General features: G+C 38.7%; 18 protein-coding genes and 1 tRNA gene. 8 read left to right on the top strand and 11 right to left on the bottom strand.

Translation table 11 applies throughout. From position 1 onward, the window contains the following. Window positions 1-678: 678 nt before the first annotated feature. Both proB and ATS72_RS09980 read left to right on the top strand, forming a co-directional pair. Window positions 679-1,785 carry a glutamate 5-kinase gene (proB, locus tag ATS72_RS09985; RefSeq protein ID WP_006791232.1) on the top strand — a complete coding sequence of 369 codons (1,107 nt, stop codon included), beginning with the start codon at window positions 679-681 and terminating at the stop codon, window positions 1,783-1,785. Continuing rightward, on the top strand, window positions 1,782-3,029 hold the full coding sequence (locus tag ATS72_RS09980) for a glutamate-5-semialdehyde dehydrogenase (protein ID WP_006791231.1): 1,248 nt from the start codon (window positions 1,782-1,784) through the stop codon (window positions 3,027-3,029). Before proB ends, ATS72_RS09980 begins: the two co-directional genes overlap by 4 nt. 58 nt (window positions 3,030-3,087) lie before the next feature. Here the strand turns inward: ATS72_RS09980 and ATS72_RS09975 are convergent, their stop codons facing one another. From ATS72_RS09975 to ATS72_RS09960, 4 genes are all read right to left on the bottom strand, one after another. Continuing rightward, a complete protein-coding gene (locus ATS72_RS09975) occupies window positions 3,088-5,295 on the bottom strand; it encodes a two-component system response regulator (RefSeq protein ID WP_058429618.1) in 2,208 nt (735 codons plus the stop codon). Between the two features lie 46 nt (window positions 5,296-5,341). Beyond that, on the bottom strand, window positions 5,342-8,203 hold the full coding sequence (locus ATS72_RS09970) for an ATP-binding protein (RefSeq protein ID WP_058429619.1): 2,862 nt from the start codon (window positions 8,201-8,203) through the stop codon (window positions 5,342-5,344). Continuing rightward, on the bottom strand, window positions 8,203-9,465 hold the full coding sequence (locus ATS72_RS09965) for an ABC transporter substrate-binding protein (protein ID WP_058429620.1): 1,263 nt from the start codon (window positions 9,463-9,465) through the stop codon (window positions 8,203-8,205). The genes ATS72_RS09970 and ATS72_RS09965 overlap by 1 nt, the downstream gene beginning before the upstream one ends. Before the next feature lie 151 nt (window positions 9,466-9,616). Further along, window positions 9,617-9,692: transfer RNA gene (locus ATS72_RS09960), tRNA-Ala, on the bottom strand. A 166-nt stretch (window positions 9,693-9,858) separates the two neighbouring features. On the opposite strand from ATS72_RS09960, the gene ATS72_RS09955 reads away from it, so the two are divergent. After that, window positions 9,859-10,254, top strand: coding sequence for a hypothetical protein (locus ATS72_RS09955; protein ID WP_058429621.1), 396 nt, complete (start codon window positions 9,859-9,861; stop codon window positions 10,252-10,254). Between the two features lie 2 nt (window positions 10,255-10,256). Next, on the top strand, window positions 10,257-10,757 hold the full coding sequence (locus tag ATS72_RS09950; protein WP_058429622.1) for a prolyl-tRNA synthetase associated domain-containing protein: 501 nt from the start codon (window positions 10,257-10,259) through the stop codon (window positions 10,755-10,757). Here ATS72_RS09950 and ATS72_RS09945 read toward each other — a convergent pair. Beyond that, window positions 10,724-11,872, bottom strand: a complete 1,149-nt coding sequence (locus ATS72_RS09945; RefSeq protein ID WP_058429623.1) for an MFS transporter — start codon at window positions 11,870-11,872, stop codon at window positions 10,724-10,726. The two genes, ATS72_RS09950 and ATS72_RS09945, sit on opposite strands and share 34 nt — an antisense overlap. A gap of 196 nt (window positions 11,873-12,068) precedes the next feature. Between ATS72_RS09945 and ATS72_RS09940 the strand changes: the two genes are divergently transcribed. From ATS72_RS09940 to ATS72_RS09925, 4 genes are all read left to right on the top strand, one after another. Then, a complete protein-coding gene (locus ATS72_RS09940; protein ID WP_006791224.1) occupies window positions 12,069-12,608 on the top strand; it encodes a DUF2058 domain-containing protein in 540 nt (179 codons plus the stop codon). Window positions 12,609-12,788: 180 nt separating this feature from the next. Beyond that, the gene (locus ATS72_RS09935) at window positions 12,789-13,112 is read left to right on the top strand and encodes a c-type cytochrome (protein ID WP_008128263.1); all 324 of its coding nucleotides are present in this window, start codon (window positions 12,789-12,791) and stop codon (window positions 13,110-13,112) included. 141 nt (window positions 13,113-13,253) lie between these two features. After that, entirely contained in the window at window positions 13,254-14,021 is a 768-nt protein-coding gene (locus ATS72_RS09930; RefSeq protein ID WP_006791222.1) for a class II aldolase/adducin family protein, read from the top strand. Between the two features lie 26 nt (window positions 14,022-14,047). After that, on the top strand, window positions 14,048-15,223 hold the full coding sequence (locus tag ATS72_RS09925) for a mandelate racemase/muconate lactonizing enzyme family protein (RefSeq protein WP_010556678.1): 1,176 nt from the start codon (window positions 14,048-14,050) through the stop codon (window positions 15,221-15,223). A gap of 66 nt (window positions 15,224-15,289) precedes the next feature. Here the strand turns inward: ATS72_RS09925 and ATS72_RS09920 are convergent, their stop codons facing one another. The 6 genes from ATS72_RS09920 to ATS72_RS09895 form a co-directional block, all read right to left on the bottom strand. Further along, window positions 15,290-15,664, bottom strand: a complete 375-nt coding sequence (locus ATS72_RS09920; RefSeq protein WP_058429624.1) for a hypothetical protein — start codon at window positions 15,662-15,664, stop codon at window positions 15,290-15,292. 51 nt (window positions 15,665-15,715) lie between these two features. Beyond that, complete coding sequence (locus tag ATS72_RS09915; RefSeq protein WP_058429625.1) at window positions 15,716-16,555, bottom strand: amidohydrolase family protein; 840 nt, start codon at window positions 16,553-16,555, stop codon at window positions 15,716-15,718. Then, window positions 16,552-17,280: an SDR family NAD(P)-dependent oxidoreductase gene (locus ATS72_RS09910; protein WP_058429626.1), complete on the bottom strand. Its 729-nt coding sequence runs from the start codon at window positions 17,278-17,280 to the stop codon at window positions 16,552-16,554. The genes ATS72_RS09915 and ATS72_RS09910 overlap by 4 nt, the downstream gene beginning before the upstream one ends. A gap of 20 nt (window positions 17,281-17,300) precedes the next feature. Continuing rightward, window positions 17,301-17,789 carry an FKBP-type peptidyl-prolyl cis-trans isomerase gene (locus tag ATS72_RS09905; RefSeq protein WP_039037967.1) on the bottom strand — a complete coding sequence of 163 codons (489 nt, stop codon included), beginning with the start codon at window positions 17,787-17,789 and terminating at the stop codon, window positions 17,301-17,303. A 66-nt stretch (window positions 17,790-17,855) separates the two neighbouring features. After that, window positions 17,856-19,343, bottom strand: coding sequence for a LysM peptidoglycan-binding domain-containing protein (locus tag ATS72_RS09900; protein WP_058429627.1), 1,488 nt, complete (start codon window positions 19,341-19,343; stop codon window positions 17,856-17,858). Between the two features lie 55 nt (window positions 19,344-19,398). Beyond that, complete coding sequence (locus ATS72_RS09895) at window positions 19,399-20,421, bottom strand: MBL fold metallo-hydrolase (protein WP_058429628.1); 1,023 nt, start codon at window positions 20,419-20,421, stop codon at window positions 19,399-19,401. Window positions 20,422-20,473 lie beyond the last annotated feature (52 nt).

Below are 20,473 nucleotides of genomic sequence, written 5' to 3'. Positions count from 1 at the left end.
TTTATAAATTATCAATAACACCTTCTATCTTCATGATTTGAAGGTAAAAAAGTTTGTTACTAAACGCTTTTCAATGTGGTCGTTTGAATTTTAGCCTTGATCTTACGACCTAATTTAGCGTATTATACTTCGAGTTCGAATAATTAGGTATCTAATTAAATTATCTGGGAAATAAATTCGTCGTTAATGTTACGGTCATATTTGCTAGGTATAATCGTTATTTAGAAGCTAGTTCAGTATTTGAACGTCTAAAATATAATTTATTTAATTACTTGATACGGTTTATCTCAAGCATTTAAAGTTTGAGTTGAATTGATATCTTTCAATGTTTAACCCCCATCGTGGCGGTTAAATCTCGGTCCTTTAGTCTTCACCCTATCTGTTGGTGTACCAGACTTTAGAGGCTCTATGTATGTTGTTAATAAAAAAGTCACCAAGGCTTTTTACAGCGATGCATAAACAACACTTTTTAAACTTTCTTATAGGCATTACTTTCATTGCAAGGTATCTGCTTTTTATATCTGAGCTTAAATTTAAAGCCTTGCTTTTAGATTTTGGCTTTCTTGTGTGTGTTTAAAAGTGTTGCCAAAAAACACAAATTCGAAGCTACATATATTGGTAGCTATTTAGTTTAGCTCATTAACACTGAGCACAGATAAAATGGAAAGTAGAAGACTTATGCAAAAGTTAAATTGGCGACGCATTGTTTTAAAAGTAGGTAGCGCACTTATTGCTCCAGATCAAGACGGTTGTCGTTCTCGTTACATACTTACTATCGCACAGTTTATTGTTCGTTGTCGTGCTCGCGGCATTGAAGTGATTTTAGTTTCATCAGGTTCTGTTGCGGCAGGTTCGCATCTATTTCCATCAGATCAACCTCGTTCAGTTGTATTAAAAAAAGCAATGGCCGCCGCTGGTCAAACTGAAATGATTGCTATGTGGGACCGCTTTTTTGATTTTCCATCTGCCCAGCTTTTGCTCACTCATGGTGACTTGCGCGACCGAGAGCGTTATCAAAGTATTCGTGAAACCGTGTTTACATTATTAGAGCATGGTGTTTTACCTATCATTAATGAAAATGATGCGGTAACTACCGATGACCTTAAAGTAGGTGACAACGATAATTTATCAGCAATGGTTGCAGCAGCCGCTGATGCAGACGCTTTACTCATTTTTTCAGACGTAGATGGTTTATACGATAAAAACCCAAATCTTCATGACGATGCTGTTTTATTACCTGAAATAAAATCAATTGATGATTCCATTTACGCCATGGCAGGATGTGCTACTAGCGCGGTAGGTACTGGCGGTATGAAAACTAAAATAGAAGCGGCAGAAAAAGCAACATCACACGGAATCGCAACATATATAATTAATGGTTTTAAAGAAGAGACATTTAATCGTTTATTAGAGGGTGACAACCCTGGAACAATATTTTTACCATACGAAAAACCAATGCAAGATTCGGTGCATTGGATGACACACACCGCGAATGAGCAAGGTGAAGTTGTGGTAGATGGAACATTTGATGAATCAATCGAAGGTGAAACAGGCATAATTCGCGGCGATGAAATTGTTGAAGTACATGGTGAGTTTGCAATTGGCGACACCATACTCGTTAGAAGTGAAGATGGTACGCGTTTAGCTAAAGCGACCGCAAATTACAGTAGTTGTTTGTTGAATTTCATTGCAGACAACGAACAAAGTGAATTTAGTGAAAAAATGCAGGATTCTATTGGACCTGTTATTTCAGAAAAAGATATCGCATTATTGGAGAAGTCATGAGTTTAATTACGGATATTTCGCGTCAGGCAGCTAAAGCTGCAAATACACTTGCTTTACTCGACACCGAGACAAAAAACCAAGTGTTAACAGAAATGGCTGCGGCATTAAGAGAGCAAAAAGCATTTATAATTCAAGAAAACGAAAGTGATTTAAGCGCTGCGCGCGACAACAATTTGCCTGCGGCAATGGTTGATCGTCTAACTCTGAATGATGAGCGCATAGAATCGATGGCTGAAGGGATAGAAGTTATAGTAAGCCTGGATGATCCAGTGGGTCAGCTTCGTGAAATCACCGAACGACCTAATGGTATTAAAATTCGTAAAATGCGCGTACCACTTGGTGTTGTTTGTATGATTTATGAAGCACGCCCTAATGTGACCGCAGACGCTGGTGCTTTGTGCTTTAAATCGGGTAATGGCGTTATTTTACGCGGTGGTAAAGAGGCGCTCAAAAGCTCACAAGCGATTGCCAGTGTAATGCACAGTGTACTTGAAAAGCACAACTTACCCGTTTCATTAATCTCGGTTATTCCAGATCCCGATCGTGCACTTCTTATGGAGTTGATGCAGCAACGTGATAGCATCGATTTAATCATTCCTCGTGGCGGTGAGGGGTTGATTAACTTTGTTACCGAGAACAGTACCATTCCTGTTATTCAGCATTACAAAGGCGTATGTCATTTGTATGTCGATAAAGACGCAGACCTAGAGGTTGCGATTAATTTATTACTTAATGGTAAAACACAACGAACGGGTGTATGTAATGCACTTGAAGGTTTGGTTGTACATGAAGATATCGCAGATGAGTTCCTAAACTTATGTGCGGTAGTACTTCGTCAAGAAGGTGTAAAGATCAATGCAGATAGCTTTGCTGCCAAATACTTTGATGATGCAACTGTTTTAGCTGATGATGAGTTTGGTGAAGAATACCTAGATTTAGAAATCGCGATACGCGTAGTACCTACGTTTTCAGCCGCTGTTGATCATATTGCTCAATTTGGCTCAAATCACACAGAAGTGATTTGTACTAAAAACCAAGCCGCAGCTGAGTTATTTCAACGTAGTGTAGATGCGTCAGTTGTGATGGTGAATGCATCGTCTCGTTTTTCTGATGGTTCACAGTTAGGATTGGGTGCAGAGATTGGCATTGCTACATCTAAGCTTCATGCGTATGGCCCTATGGGGCTTGAATCACTCACAACAGAAAAATATTTAGTGAATGGCGAAGGCCAAGTTCGCGAATAAATTTTATATTAATTTTACAAAAGCCGAGCATAGCTCGGCTTTTTATTTTTGATGAAAATCACTTTAATTTAGCTAGCCAATCGTTTACTGGCTCAGGTTTATGCAAGTGATAACCCTGTAGTATCACCTCCGGGTATTCCTGTAGTAAATCGAAGTGTGATTGGTTTTCGACACCCTCTGCAACAACGTCTAATTCAAATAAACGTCCCAAACTCACAATCATATCTATTATTAGTTTGTCATTTTTATTTGTTGGCGCTTCGAGCACAAAAGAACGGTCTATTTTAAGCTCTTGAATTGGTAATTGCTTTAAATATGTGAGGCTTGAATAGCCAGTTCCAAAATCATCAATTGATACTTTTACACCCAACTTTTTGAGGTTATGCACAGCTTCAATAGCAGAGTCCATATTATTTAGTAGCGTACCTTCAATAATCTCTATAGTGAGTTGCGACGCAATAACATTATTAATTGTTAGCTGTTCAACTAAAAAGGCTAAAAAGCGTGGCTCGTGGAAATGTCGACCACTTATGTTTATTGATAAACTTAAGTGAGGGTGTGTTTGATTAATCTTAGCTAATGTTTTTAAGGCATTTTCACATACCCAGCAATCTAAGTCATAAATAACGTCAGACTCTTCCGCAATAGAAATAAACTCACTGGGGCTAATAAAGCCTTTCGTTGTGTGTTTCCAACGAAGTAAAACCTCAGCTCCTTTTAAAATTTGATCACTATCATATTGAGACTGTAAATGAAGTGATAACTCGTTATAAGCGATTGCTTTACGTAGGTCTTGCTCAATTTCGAAACGTCTTTTTGCTTGTTCACCAAATGAGGTGTCAAAAAATGTAACTCGGTTGCCCCCTTTCTCTTTTGCTTTATAGCAGGCAGCTTCACAGTTTCTGATAGTCTCGATAGCGCTTTCCCATTGCCCATGTTGCGGGAATATGTACATACCAATACTTACTGTTAGGCTAACTTCCTTTAAATCAACAAAAAAAGGCAGTCTTACGGATGTAAGAATTTCTTGTGCTTTTTTCTCTGCAATAATTTGAGCTCTTGCTCTGCCAATGCCTTTATCTAGGACAGACAACGTTGCAAAGGCATCGCTTCCCAAGCGAGCAATAATATCATTATTATCAGTATTTGTATGGATACGCTTAGTTAGTTCTTTTAGGACATGGTCACCGGCTAGCAGGCCCATTCCATCATTAAACGAGTGAAACCCATCTACATCGATAATAAAAATATAGGCAAAATTTTTGTCAGTGGAACAGCTTTGTAATTGCTGTTCTAACTGCTTTAAGAAGCTGTTACGGTTAGGTAGGGCGGTTAATTCGTCATGCCAAGTTAAGTAATCTATTCGCTCCTGGGTCACTTTTAGGCTTGATATATCGCTAAATACACCGATGTAGTGATCGTTGGTATCGTGTTCATTTTTTACAAGGCTCAACGTTAGCAATTCAGGGTATAACTCACCACTTTTGCGTCGGGTAACTAACTCACCACTCCAGTAGCCGGCTTCACTTGCGTGTTGCCATACTTGTTCAAAGTTTATATTTGGCTGGTTATTTTGTTTGATATCGTGAATATGCATATTCAACGAATCAGCTTCATCGTAACCCGTGATGCGGCAAAAAGAAGGATTAACCGCGATTATTTTGCCTGTACTGTTAGTTATCACAACACCGTCAGCTGTACTCGTTAGTGCGTGAAAAAAGAGTTGATGTTTAGATGATAACTGCTTTAATTCTTTTTCTCTAACATCCAGCTCCATTGCTAAAGATTCTATTTCAAGCAGCTTGTCATGTAGGTCAAAGTTTTTCTCTATTAATCGGTCTAGCATACCTTGTGCTGTTATATGTGTACGAATGCGAGCTCTGACCAAGGCTAATTTATAAGGCTTGTGAATATAATCTATGGCGCCCATAGCAAAGCCTTTTTCTTCAGACTCTTCTTCTGTAAGCGCCGTAACAAAGATGATGGGAATGCCTTTTGTTTTGGGTTTCCCTTTTAGTATAGTGCACACTTCATAACCATTCATTCCCGGCATCATTATGTCGAGTAAAATTAAATCTGGGCGGGTAGACTCAATAAACGTTAGTGCTTGTTCTCCACTTGTCGATATTCGAACATCGTAGTCGGTTGAAAGTCCTTCTACCAAAACATGTAAGTTACTTGGTTCGTCATCAACAATTAGAATTAAAGGTTTTTGTCGCTGCGCTTTTTGTTCACTTTTATTTGTGGTGGAATGAGTTAAATGCACTGTTAATCCTTTTTACATAGTATTTAAATTCTGAATCACTCAATCATTAATGCTTTGTGTCTGCTTTATATGTGTCAATAATCGAAATTACAGACGGATAGTCGAAATTATTAATCGCCTCTATTAGTTTTGATAAGCCGTGTTCAGTATCATAGCTATTCGCTTCTAAATGCCTTTTTAGGTCGTTTGGGATAGGACGAGACGCTAATGCTAGTGAGTGAATCTCATTTATCACTACCAGCTCATCTTCGAGATTGTGTCGTTTCGGCTCTATATTTTCCAAATTGAGTGTCGCTAATAATTCTTTAATAGAAAAAAGCGTTGCTGCCAAATTTTCTTTTAATAAATCTATATTAAGCGAACTTTCCTCAAGTAGTGCTTTTTCAGTCTCTAATGCACACTTTTGCAGCTTCTCTAGCCCTAATGTACCCGCTAACCCCTTCAGTGTATGCACCGTTCGCTTTAAAGTAGCAACATCATTATTGTTTATTAATAAATCAGCCTTCGCTGAAAAGTTATTATTACCATCTATAAACCGAGTAAGCAATGTCATGAGTAAAGTTTCATTGTTATCAACGTTTTGCTTTGCTTTTACTAAATTTATTGTTTGCAAATTATCTCTACTTTTTAGGTGTTTATCTAAGCTTTCGTAAAGCGCGTCAAATACAATGGGTTTAACCAAAAAGTCATCCATACCTGCATCAGCGGCTGCTTTTTTATCTCTGGGCTCTACAGCAGCACTTAAAGCAATAATAGGCATATTGTAGCCTTTAGCTCTTAGTTGTTTTGTTGCTTCAAGGCCGTCCATATGGGGCATTTGTATATCCATAAATACAATATCAAAATGTTGAGCCGATACTTTATCTATAGCGTCTCGTCCATCGTTTGCAATTGTTGTATTAAGATCAAATTTACTTAGCATTGCAGAGGTTATTTCTTGGTTAAGTTTATTATCATCTACAACAAGTGCCTGATAGGCCGCTAGTTTTGGCAGGTCTACTGTTGCAGGTAAAGGGGCCTTTTTGTTATTAGTGTGAGCAGCGCGCTGCTCAGCAATGGTAAATGGAAGAGTAAATAAAAACTCACTTCCTTTGCCAAGTTCGCTTTTTACTTGTATGTCACCACCTAATAATTTGGTTAGCTGTTTGCTAATCGCTAGGCCAAGCCCTGTGCCTCCGTACTTTCTTGTTGTACTTGAGTCGCCTTGAGCAAATGATTCAAACACCCTATCAGATTGGGCTTGCGTCATACCAATTCCGGTATCACTAATGCTAAAGCGCAACTGTACTTTGTTTTCTTTTTGAAAAATGACTTCTATGGTTAATGACACCTCACCCTTATCGGTAAACTTAATGGCATTACCAATGCAATTATTAATTATTTGATTTAGCTGTATAGGATCGCCCAACAGAGTCAGGTGTCTGTCGGCATGCACAACACAATTTAGAGCTAGTCCTTTTTGTTGTGCATTAATCGAAAATAAATCTTGGACGTTAGATACGATCGTATCGAGTGTGAAAGGGATTTTCTCAAGTTTGACGTTATTAGAGTCGAGTTTTGAAAAGTCTAAAATATTGTTTAAAACTTGCAGTAAACTTTGCGCGCTGGAAAACGCTTTTTTAGCGTATTGCTCCTGCTTTGCGGGCATTTCACTACTTTGTAAGAGTTGAAGCATACCCAATATGCCGTTCATTGGTGTGCGAAGTTCATGGCTCATATTAGCCACAAAATCAATTTTTGTTTTATTAGCCTTGTTTGTTTCCTCTATTGCTTGAGTAAGCTCTGTATTCATGGCTTCCATTTTTACATTTAAAGCGCGTGTTTCATCAAGTAATTGCTTCGTTTCCTCACTTTTTAAATAAAGTGTATTAGCCGCTTTTAACACAGATGCAATTTCGCTCAGCTTTGTATGCTTATTTTTTAGTGTAATTGGCTCACCTTCATTCATACTATTAAGTAGCAAGGTAAGCTGTGATAGGGGTTTAATAACAAAAGCAACAATAAAATAACAAAGCAGCAAAATAATAATCAGAATTAGAAAGGTAAATAGGCTGCTTTGCTTGGTTTTTTTCGTTAATTCACTATTAAATTGCGACTTAACCAAATTTAATTTTTCTTCTTCAGCGCTTTTAATTTTATTAGTTAGGTATAAAAGTTCGTTTTCGATCCCTGTCAGCACAACATTCACAGAGTAGGTGTAACTACGTGTTAGCAGTATTAGTTGGTTATGTGTTTTTTTAAGATTAATTGTTTTATCAAGCAAGGAGTCATTAATAGCTGACATACGGTTAATTTTTGTGTGCAAAAACTCTAGATTTTGCTTCACATTTTGAGCTTCATCAAAATTAGGTTTATAAAGGTAGCTGACAGCTGCATGCTTAAGGTTACTAATGGTTAGTAAAATATCATTGTAGAGAATTTTTTTATCTTCATTTGATAGTGACTCAAGTGCCATTACCTTTTTTTGTAGCTCTTCAATGGGCTGTTTAAATCCAGATGAGTATATTTGCTCGCGCTTTTGTCTGTTAATAACTACTTTTTCAAATGTTGTTTCATAGTTTTTTAGGTGCTCGCTGAGGCGAGTAAGCATATTTTTATATTCAGGGGTTTTGTCTAGCGTGTTTAATGTTAATTGCCCTAAATGAATATTTGCTTGGTCTAAATATGTTTTAAACTTTGCAATATTATTTTTATTAGCGTCATCAATAAATGCAACGGCATGACTTTGTAAGGCGATGACATCTCTTTCCAGCTTTACGACAGCTTCACTTTTACTAATAGCATTGTTTTGAATGTTTTGTAAGCTGGTTAACGACTCTTGCAAGTGGTTAAATAAATAACTTTGTAAAAGAAGCAGTCCAGCTAGTACCGCTAAGGTCGCAATTATTTTTGATTTAATAGAACGCATTAGCGACTTATTAACTCATACCACTTTTGTAAACTGTAGTCGTAGGTTGGCATAACGGTATTCCATACTGCAACGTTGCTGAAGCGCTTAGTATAGCTTCCGCCATTTCTTTGCTCGCCTTTTCTTACAGCAATATTGCCATTTGTTTCTAGTAAATCAGTGCTTGCGACTTTGCCGTCATACCAATAGTCCCATTCATTCTGTGAAAGTAATGGTTTAGAACGCTGCGGATTGCTTATGTAATAACCTTGGCGAGCAATAAACGCACCTGGCCAGCCAGATAACCACCAATTCATATAATCGTAAGAAGCATCTTTCACACTATCATGCGTTTGTGATGACAAACACATTACACCATGCCAGCCTCTGTAGCCTTCTTTAGGTGCTGCAAAGCGCACATTTATGCCTTGGCCATTTAGCGCAGATACCGCAGGAGAAAACATACTTTCAATATGAACGCGTTCATCTTTCATATACTGAACAGATTCAGGCACTGAGTTCCAATAACCGCTAAAGTGGCCTTGGCGTTTGAGCTCAAGTAGTACCTTAAATAAGTTATCCAATTCAATACGAGTCATTGCCCCTATATTGTTAATTTTCACAAGCCCTTTAGCTTTAGCAGCAAGCGCTAAGTCAAATAAACCAATAGTAGGCGCATTTACAATACCTACTTTTCCTCTGTGTTGCTCATCCAGTAACCATCCCCAACTTTCAGTTTCATAGGCAATTCCGGGTTTAATAAATTTAGTGTTATAACCAAAGGAGTCTACATTGTGCACGTAGGGTAAAAAGCTTATTAAGTCGCTTTCTTGCTCACTGAGTGTGCCATCGGGTTGTACGTTTAATATTTTAAAGGGAGCGTCACCTGCACCAATATTGGCATCTTCTGATAACTTTCCTGTTTTTGTAAGGCTATTTATTTCGTTAAAATAAGTAAGGCGTTTTTTTTCTATGGGTTGTATTGAGCCTGCATTCCACAACACATTAATACTGTTTGACCACTGCTCGTATAAATCAAATGAGCTGGGGTCCATTGAGGCTCTTTGCAAAACAGCGGCACTACCAGCGGGCGTAAATTCAATCTTAATGCCTAAATCACTCATGGCTTGCTTACGAATTGCGTCCTGTAAGGTTACATGTGTGCCAAGCACTCTTATTGTGACCTTGTTACGAGCAAAAACATAAGGAACATGGGTTATAGCGCCTGCAGTTAAGCCTATAGCTGCAAGTTTTTTAAGTGTTGAGCGTTTTGGAGAGTCCATGATTTACCTAAGGCATTAATAGATATACAAGTATGTATAGCTAATAATTGATAAAGACTCAAGATAATAGAGATAAATGAAAAACAAAATAAAATGAATGAATTAGGGTGTTTTTGAAGTAAAGAATATATTTAAGGAAGGAGTAGGAAAGTGGTGGAGCTAAGCAGGATCGAACTGCTGACCTCCTGCGTGCAAGGCAGGCGCTCTCCCAGCTGAGCTATAGCCCCACATTCCTAGTTTATGCATAACATAAACGCTTGGCTGCTGAGTTCCAAGCGGGACGAACTTTAAGTTTTTTTATAAATTTGGTCAAGTATTTTTTCGCTAATTTTCACAGTTTAGATGAATTTTTGATAGACTCGGCTTAATTACTCATTAAAACGACAGAAAATAATGAAAAAAAGCGTTTTGGTACTGATGGTTTTACTTTCGGGTTGTGCATCAAATGAAGAGCCGCCTTTTGAAATAAACAACAAACAGTTTTTTGAAAAACAAGATGAGCAAGGAAATAATGTATTTGCTTATGTTGTATCGGTTAAAGCTAAGCATCGTGAGAACTTTAATCTCGATCGTGGACGTAATAACAGACCTTCTCGCAGTGAAGTTAAGGAATATATTGAGCAAGAACACTTTGAAGAGTCGAGTGTGTTAAAGCTAAAATTAGAAGACCAGGCCGTTGAATTATTAAAGCAAGAGCTTACAACGCGTGAATACTGCGCTAATAATCATGAAATAACAGACGTTCTGTGGCGAGATTTAAGCGTGCAATTAAGAGGGCGTTGTTTGTAACTATGTTAGCGGACAAAACAAAATTAGAGGTGTGTTTAGCGCATTTAAATATTAATTACGATGTTATCGAACACCCACCTTTACATACTAGCTTAGCAGCGGATGAATTACTGCTTGAACGCCCAGGTACCCGTTTAAAAAATTTATTTTTGCGTGATAACGAAGGTAAACGTCACTTTTTAGTAATTACAGCTCACAATAAGCAGTTGGACCTAAAAGCGCTCTCTAAACAGCAAGGTTTGTCGCGTTTAGGGTTCGCTTCAAGCGAACGTTTAGCAACCTATTTAAAAGTTGCACCAGGATGTGTATCAATGCTTGCGCTACTAAACGATAAACAAAATGCGGTAACAGTATGGTTAGATCAAGATATTTGGTTTGGTGAGTTATTTCACTGCCACCCCTTTGAAAATACGCTGACATGGATTTTGAGTAAATCAGACCTAGAAACCTTTTTTAAGCATACGGGTCATCAACCGCGTGTCATGTTTTTACCGTCAAGATAAGCCCAGGTAATAAGAAAAAAGCCGCACAAACAAACAACAAGTAAGGTAAACATAAATGCTGTTTGTCCGTACTGTTGATAAACTAAACCCGGTAATAGCGAGCCACAAGCCCCGCCACTGTAATAAAACGAGACATACCCTCCGTTTGTCACGCTTGGTGGTGCTTTACTTATTTGATTGACCAGTGGAGCTGCGGTTGAATGAATAATAAACATAGCCGCACAAAATAGCGTGAATGCAGTTAAAAATACGCTTAGCTGATGGCTTATTAGCGCAACAATACTAAGGCTATAAAAAATGAAAGTCGCCGCTAATACGTGCCAAGCTGAAGGTGCTTTTTTTAGTAACCAAGGCGTCGCAATAGATGCCAAAGCACCAATTAAATAGCCGCTATAAACTAATCCGATATCACGAGTGTTGGTAATTAAAAATGTTTTTTGCAGTATAAAAGGCAAATAATTAAGTAAAGCAGCAAAACAAAAAAACATACAAAACACAGCGCTGTAAACTTTTAAGACAGGACCTTTCTTAAGTTGTTTGATGTAATCTAGAGGTGATTTTGGAGCATGGGTGCTAAGGTTGTTGAATTTCTGGGGCTTTATTAATATGGCTAAAAAAACAAGCATAAAAGCAATTAAGTAATAAAAGCTTTGCCAATGCCATAAGTCACTAAACAGTGCAGCAAGTACTCTTCCAAAGTAACCACCTGCAATACTGCTGCCTATATAAAGTGTCATATTTTTTTGAAGTGTATCAGCGCTAAAGCTTATCCCTATGAAACTGGTCATGGCGGTTAATGCTGCGGGAAGAGTAAGGCCTTGTAAAAACCTTACTAACAGCAAGAGCTCAAAACTAGGCACCCAAATAAATAGTAAGCAGCTAAGGCTCAGTACTATCATTGCAATACGAAGTATTTTTAAAGGATTCTGTTTAGCTAAAAACAAGCCGTATACTAATGGTGCAATAGCGAGTGGCAGCATAGTTGCCGTCATTAGGCTACCAGCAACGGCAGGCGATACATTATATTCACTCGCAAATAAGTTCAGTAACGGTTGAGGTGCATAAAGCACAAAAAATATAACAATGGAGCAAGCAAGTAGATGAATTAAGCGCATTATTTGGCTTATGAGTTAGCTAGTTGGCTACTTAATTGTATTGAAAGTTAACTCTAATTGATAATTAAAAGTACGATTATTGTTTTATATCATGCTTAGTATGAAGGAGTTTGTTAGATTAATACCAATAGCACTGTTATTTAAACGCGTTGATGATTAAAATGAGCGTAATATTAGTTTTTACTGGAACAATGCCATGGGTTCATTACAAGACCAATTGCTTCAAGCAGGATTAACAACATCGCATAAAGCTAAAGTTGCTAAATCAGAAAAACGTAAGCAACAAAAAAAACAAAAAAAGGGGGCGACAAGTAACCCTAGTGATCTGCAAAAGCATATTCAACAAACTAAACTTGAGCAGCAGAAAAAAGCAGAAGAGCTTAACCAAGTTCGCCAAGTTAGCCTTAAACAGCGTGAGCAAGAAGCGCGCGTTAAACAAATTTTAGAGCACAACAACCAAGATGCTATTCGTGGTGAGCGAACCTTTAATTTTACTTACGACAAAAAAGTTAAAAGTATTGAAGTGAATGAAAACACTCAAAAAGCATTGTCGGGTGGTCGTTTAGCAATTTGTGTCCTAGAAGGGCAGTTTTATGTATTAGAAGACGAACCCGCTCGCAAGGTGGCTGAAGTTGACGAAAAATACATTGTTTTTCATGTTGAAGCTGAAAATAAACCAAAAGATGAAGACGATCCGTACGCAGATTTTGAAGTGCCAGACGATTTAGTATGGTAACAATCAGTTAAGCGTCTGCTCATATTTATTTGCTAAACTAATTACGAGCATAAAACGAGCTAGCAGTGTAGGATTAAGTTGATCGTCTAGCATCGTTTCTAACGTATGCTTTTTATTTGATTGTTGACTACAATCAATTGAACAGTTTTTTCTAACCGTCAAAAAAGAAGAGTAAATACAATGAGCAAGATGAAAACACTAATACTAGGCGCGGGCATTAGTTTAGCCGCAAGTTTCTCGTTTAATGCAGCTGCTGCCGATGGCGCCGCTCTTTACACTGCAAAAAATTGTCAAACCTGCCATGGTGCAGATGGTAAAGCACCAATCATGGGTATGTACCCTAAACTTAATGGCCAAAACAAAGATTATTTAGTTGCACAAATGAAAGACATTAAGTCGGGTGCGCGTAATAATGGTATGTCTATGGCGATGAAAGCAATGGTTGCTACAGTAACAGACGAAGAGTTTGAAGCTATTGCAGACTACTTATCTAAAGTAAAATAACTCAAAGCAGTTATTCACCCTTTAAAAAACAGCCGCACACGTGTGGCTGTTTTTGTTTGTTGATTGCTATAAAGAACAGAGTGTTTTAGACTTCTAAACATCTATTCGCACTTGTTATGTGTGTATTTTAAAAGGCTTACTATGTTTGATTTACCCCAACTCGATTTAAAAAATAAAGTATCTGCTCAAGAGTGGCAACTTCGTGTCGACCTTGCTGCCTGTTACCGGCTAGTGGATCACTTTCGCTGGGGAGATTTAATTTATACGCATTTATCAGCGCGTTTGCCGGGCACTGACCATTATCTTGTTAATGCTTTTGGATTAACATTTGACGAAGTAACCGCGTCAAACTTGGTTAAGGTAGACTTAAACGGGAATATAATCGACGACACTCCTTTTAGCATTAATCCTGCTGGTTTTACTATTCATAGTGCAATACACGAAGTAAGAGAAGATGCGCATTGCGTTATTCACCTGCACACCAAAGAAACCATTGCTGTGGCTACGCAAAAAAAGGGCTTATTACCATTGAGCCAGTATTCTATGTTTTCATTGCCGTCGCTTTCATATCACGGTTACGAAGGGCTTGCAGTTAATGATGATGAGCGCAAAGTCCTCCAGGATGATCTAGGCTCAACTAATCACATGTTATTAGTTAACCATGGAGGGTTAACTGTAGGCCCTACTGTAGGCGATGCATTTATGCGTTTTTACGACTTACAGCGCGCCTGCGAAATACAATTAGCGCTGCAAGCTAGTTCGCAAGAGGTCATTCCCGTGCCTCAACCAATTATCGACAATATTTATAATCAAGCCAATGTGGTTCATAGCGGCAGCACCGGAGGCCAGCTTGCTTGGCCTGCTATGCTACGTAAAGCGTATCGGCTTGATCCCAGTTTTGCAAAATAACCTTAACAGGTTAATAAGGAATTTTTATGAAGGTAAATCGCGTAGAAGTATTTGATATTCATTGTCCAGAGCGCCCAGCATGGACACCTGTATTCGTTCGCATTCATACTGATGAAGGCATTAGTGGTGTTGGTGAGGCGGGTCTTGCTTATGATTTAGGTCATAGCGCAGCTGCCGCCATGATCAAAGAAATGGCAGATGCTTTTTTAATTGGGCACGACCCCTTTCAGACCGAAAAGCTATGGTCTCGCATGTTACGAGAAAGCTTTTGGGGTTTAGGTGGTGGACCCGTTGTGTACGCTGCAATGAGTGCTATTGATACTGCGCTTTGGGATATCAAAGGTAAGGCGCTTGGGTTACCGGTATATCAATTACTTGGTGGTAAGGTTAACGACAAGCTTCGTACTTATGCATCGCAACTGCAGTTTGACTGGGATAGCGAATTTAAAGCGCTAGTTCAGCCACAAGAATACGCAGAGGCAGCATTAAAAGCCATAGCTGAGGGTTACGATGCGGTTAAGGTAGATCCAATTCAATATGATAAAGACGGTAATACCTATTACGACCGAACTAATATTATTTCACGCCCAGAAATGAAGTTATACCGCGCGCGTATGCAAGCTATTCGTGAAGCCGTGGGTGATGAAGTGGATATTATTTTTGAATGCCATAGTTTACCGGGTGCTACATCTGCTATTCAAATTGGTGAAATAGCCGAAGAATTTGATTGTATGTACTTTGAAGAGCCTGTGAACTACTTAAATCACTCATTGCATGCCAAAGTAGCAGATAAAGTTAATGTGCCAATTGCAGGTGGTGAGCGCTTGTATAACCGCTGGGGGGTTCGTCCTTATTTAGAAGATCAGAGTATTGACGTGCTTCAGCCAGATATCGGTTTATGTGGTGGTTTTACTGAAACTAAAAAGGTATGTGATTACGCTGATATTTTTGATGTACGCATTCAGGCGCACGTATGTGGTGGGCCAGTTGCAACGGCTGCATCACTGCACCTGGAAACCGCTATTCCTAACTTTTTAATTCATGAGCATCACACGTACGCAATTAAAAAGTGGAACCGCGAGTTGTGTCTACAAGACCCACAACCTAAAAATGGTTTTTTTGAAGTATCTGAAGAGCCAGGTTTGGGTATTGAGTTAAACGATGAGATTGTAATGCGGTCGCAACGTGTAGAAATAAAATAATAAATAATGTTGTTATTATAACAGCCGGTAAGTGACTATTCACTTACCGGCTTTTTATTAGCAAAATTAAGGTTGTTCGTTAATTACGCACTCAACACCTTTGAGCTCTTGAGTTGCTTTGCTATCTACGTGGCGTATAAAGCATTGTTCGTTCTTTATCATCAGTTCAAATTGGTCGGGTGGATTTAGCTGATGACTTTTTATTATGTTATTTTCGTTTAAATTACTCAGCGTAACCACACTGTTTATTGTAAATACATCGTCATCTAACGTTATATTTTGCATATTCATAAGGGTATTGATTACTTTGTTAACTGCGTTTTGATTAGGCGCTAAAAGTAATGCATGTTGTAATTTTGGAGTGGGTTCAGCGTGTTGCGATACACAGCCATTTAATAAAGTGCACAAGGCTAAGCTCGAAATGAATAATGTGTTTTTCATAAAACCTACGCCATTTTAAGCATAATAAAATTTAAATATAACGACTTTTACTTACACTTGGTAGTAGTGCTTTGCATTTGCGTAGCTGAGCTTATGCCAAAGGCTATGGCTATTACATAACGCATAATGCTGATGCCATAGGGCATTGTAATGCGTGTTTATTTGGCATACCGGAAAGTTACTAGCAAACATAATACGCTGCTCGCCAAAATGTTGTAAAAGCCACTTAAAGCAGTTTTCTTGTTGTGCTTGTGTCAGGTCTAATAATTCAAAGCCAGAAAACTTAATAGCAATATTGCTATATTGGGCAAGTAGTTCAACGCCTTTTTGCCAAGAGATCAAATCATCAGGCAACCCTGCATGGTTAAGAATAATTTGTAGGTGAGGTAATTGTTTCGCACAGTGAGCAATATGATTGGCCACACTAATATTGTGTAACTCAAATTGCGCTTCAAAATGCAATTTGTTTACTGCTAATAAATCAAGATTATGAATACAACGAGGGCTTTTTAGCCTTACTGCGTCATCCCCTTCGGTTATATCTCTAATGCCACATAAGCTTGAATGAGCAAGCGCATTTAGTGCATTACTAAATTGCTCAGCAGGGGCATCTATTTGTTTAAAGCTAATGGCTTTAAATGGCATTTCACTTAAATGCTTACTTAGCCAATTTAGCTCCTTAATTGGGGCTGAGTTATCAAAGCCCGCTTCTATGTGTACAAGGCCTTTTAATTTAAAGTCGGTACTGTTGGCAAGTTGTTGTGCGCTAATAGGCCGTTTTATTTTTTCTAAATTGGGCCACGCAGGAGGGTTACTTCCTTGTAGCCAAGTGTATTGACCATCGAGTAAATTAAAAAAATGAACATGCGGGTCAATTATATTTGTACTCATTGGGCTGTATAGCCGCCATCAATACTTTGTAAGCTGCCAGTAATAAAGCTTGCATCGTCACTTGCTAAAAAACCCACAAGAGCGGCTACTTCATCGGCTTGACCTAATCGGTTTAGCGGTTGAAGACTGGCTTCCTCTGCCACTATATCGGCTTTGTTTGCACCGCTTTTATCGCAGTAAGCGTCTATTGCGTTATGAAATAAAGGGGTTTCAATGGTGCCTGGACACACTGCATTAGCACGAATATTAAAGCGTGCATAATCAAGTGCCGTAGTTTTTGCCATTGAGGCGAGGGCATGTTTAGTGAGGTTGTAGGCAAATGAATTTTGCTTGGCAATTAATGCTTGGTCGGATGCTATTAATATAATAGAACCCGCATTATTTGCCTTCATCGTTGGGAGTACGCTTTGTACTGCCGCATAGGCGCCTTTTACATTAAGCGCAAATAGCGCATCGAGCGTTTGCTCATCAGTGCTTTCTATATTTGCGCTTAAGTGTTTTCCAGCATTAGAAACCAGTACGTCAATACGTTGAGATTGTTCATGTATCGTGTTTATCGAGCGGCGGACAGCCTCTACATCACTTACATCGCAATGATGAAAAACACCTACATCACTTGGTGTGATATCAAGGTTATGGACCTCATAGCCACTGGTTAGTAAGCGTTTTACTACCGCTAGGCCAATCCCTTTTGTACCACCTGTTACAATTGCAACTTTTGACATACTTGTTCCTTTTTCGCTAATTAGTGAGCGTGGCCACAACCGCCTTCAGCGTGAACATGGCCATGCGAAATTTCTTCGCTGGTTGCTTCGCGTACCGATACAACTTCAACATCAAATGTTAGAGTTTTACCTGCAAATGGGTGGTTTAGGTCACAATCGGCATTAAAACGACCAACTTTAACAATAGTCACTTGATGACGGCCTTGGTTAGATTGAACCATTGCGGTCATACCTGGTTTCCACACTTTAACATCGCCTTGTAAATGCTTTAGTGGAATGCGTTGAATTAAGTCATCAACACGCTCACCATAAGATTCACTTGGTTCAAGTGTTACACTAAATTTATCGCCGGCACTTTTATCTTCAAGGGCTTTTTCTAAACCTGGAAGCATGCCTTCGCTGCCATGGATGTAGCTAAGTGGTGCATCATTTACACTACTTTCAATTTGCTCACCTGCTTCACTGAGTGTGTAGTGAAACTCTACTGCCGAATTTTTACTAATTTGCATGCTGATCTCTTTCAATAATAACAATGTTAGGGCGTGATTTTACGCGAAATAGATTGGTTTATAAACTTAACGTGGTTGATTTAGTGTTTTTTGCAGATCAAGCAGAAGGTCTTTTTTGATTGGCTTGGCTTTAGGTTTTTCAGCTTGAGGAATAAAAAGTACTAGCTGACTGCCGGGCTTTAAAATACTTGAGGCTGATAATTTATTCCACTTAGCTAAATCGCTATGTGGTACGTCGTAAAGTTGGCTAATGCTCCACAGGCTATCTCCGGTTTTTACGGTGTAGTCTATTTCTATTGTTGGGATGACAATATCTTCTTGAGGTTCTAAATAAGGGCTTATTTTGTAATCTATGGTTAAAGAGCTTGGTAAGGTTTTGGGTTGCCCAACCAATAACTTTTCGCCTATACCAATAAAGTTATTGGCTTTGTTATTAAGCTGTTTAAGCGCTTTGACCGACATACTATAACGCTTTGCAATGCCATAAAGTGTATCGTGTTGCTTTACTATGTATTCACCAGCAAAGTTAGATTTAAAAAACTGACTTTTTAAAAGTGTCTCTTGGCCTATTGGCAGTAGTAAGGTATGTGGTCCGTTTGGCGAACTTTGATTTTTTAAATACCCTTGGTTAATTGCATGCAACTGCTTTGAGCCAATTCCAGACAGCTTAGCAATAACCGAAAAATCGAATTGCTGACCTATATTCATTTGTGTGGTGAGTGGTTTATAAGCAAGTTTTGGTTGCTTCATGCCTTTTTGTGGATGCTTAACTAAATAACTTAAAGCGAGTAATTTTGGTACGTAATCAGCAGTTTCTTTTGGCAAGCTTAGCGACCAAAAGTCAGTGCTTTTTGCTCGTTTTGTATTTTTCTCTATGGCCCGCTTTACGCGTCCTTCACCGCTATTGTAGGCGGCTAATGCATGTAGCCAGTTACCATTAAAGCGTTTATGTAAATAACTCAGATAATCCAGCGCGGCATCGGTTGAAGCAAGTACATCTTGGCGTCCGTCGTACCATTGATCTGACTTTATACCAAAGTGATACGCAGTCGCACCGACAAGTTGCCATACGCCAACAGCTTGCTGCGATGAGGCAGCGGTAGGTCTAAAGTCACTTTCCACAAAAGGCAGTAACGCTATTTCCATAGGGAGGTTTCTTTGCTCTATTTTTTTTACAATGTGGTATAAATAGGGTGCTGCACGGTTACTTACCGTGGTTAGGTATTTAGGCTGTTTTAGATACCACTTAATGCGCTTTTTTAAAGCCCGATTTTGATAAACCGTAAAGTGTAAGTTGTTAGCAATGTGCACCCATAAATCAGTCGTTTTTGGTGGGCGCTTTTTTACGACTCTATTTTTAACCTTTAGTGGCGTGCTTTGTTCTTCAATAAGAAGTGCTTGTTGCTTTTGGGGTATCGGTTCATCTATGTTTTGATGATTAGCGTAATCAGGCTCAAAATGAGTAAATATTTGAGGTGCCTCTGCCTGCTTTTGCTCAGTTGATTCACAACCAAACAAAAAAAGTACTAAAAAGCATAATATCAAACTGCGCATAGTGATCACTTGAATAAATTCCTTTTATTATTTTAACACAATCCGTTGTGTTGGGTTATTGTGAGCTTTTAGCGCGATTGAGTCCTGCTTGTAAAAAAAACTGGCTCGACTTTTGGTTTAGCGTGTCTTGTTGATAAGGAGCAAGCACATTTTGCGGAAAAGATTCTATGAGTGCTTCAGTTGTTAGGTTTTGATTACTTTTGACGTGCTCAGTCAGGGCATTTAAGAATGCCAGTGGTTGCTTAAGTTGTTGTTTATTTAGAGTATCACCATGGCCTGGTATAATGAGTGATAGCTTTTCATTACTTATGTATTGTTTAAGCAACGTTTGCCAGCTTTTAAGTTCACCGTGGCCTGGGTAAGGCAGCCAATCAACAATATCACCACCAATTAACGTGCTCCCATTGTTTGTAGTAATGGTTAAATCACCCGTAGTATGCGCTTTGTGTGGTGTGATATTTATCTCAAAGTTCCCTAAATTAAGCGTTTTACTTACTGCTAATGCTATTTTTGGTGGATTAAGCTTATATTCGCGCCAGCGAAAAAGTCGTGCTTTAGCCAGTTCTAGCTTTTCTCGCCATGCTGTTTGTTCTTCTTTGGGAATTGAAGCTAAACGCTGATAACTCAGTTCAATGCTTTTTTCATAGCTGTCGAGTTTATCGATGTAGGCTTTTTGATAGGTTTTAAAATCAGCGCTCACTTGCTGGTGGGTAATGAGTTTAGCGTTTGGATAGTAGTGTTGAACCACCGCCATGCCCAGTAAGTGATCGTCGTGATAATGAGTTGCAACTAAATAACAAAGAGGCGTTTTAAGACGTTTTTTTAGTTCAACAACTAGTTGTTCAACACCGGCAAAATTCCCGCTGGTATCAACAAGTAGGGCGCATTCAGCGCCTTCAATCAAAACTTGGTTTGAGTCGTAAAAGCGTAAATCGTCCTGTTGTTTTAAAAATTGGATATTGTTATTAATAGTTTGCCAGCTAATAGCTGCATTTGAATTGGCTGTGGCAAAAAGTAAACCTATCATCAGGAGTGTATATTTTAACGATGAGTGAATAGTGAGTAAGGAGTACTTCATTAGCGATCTCTTGCAGGCCATTTATTACCCTAATGATAAACAAAAAGCGCAG

The sequence above is a fragment of the Pseudoalteromonas sp. 13-15 genome (assembly GCF_001468205.2).
GTDB classification, from domain to species: domain Bacteria; phylum Pseudomonadota; class Gammaproteobacteria; order Enterobacterales; family Alteromonadaceae; genus Pseudoalteromonas; species Pseudoalteromonas marina.
This window is presented reverse-complemented; position numbering and strand designations above follow the sequence as displayed.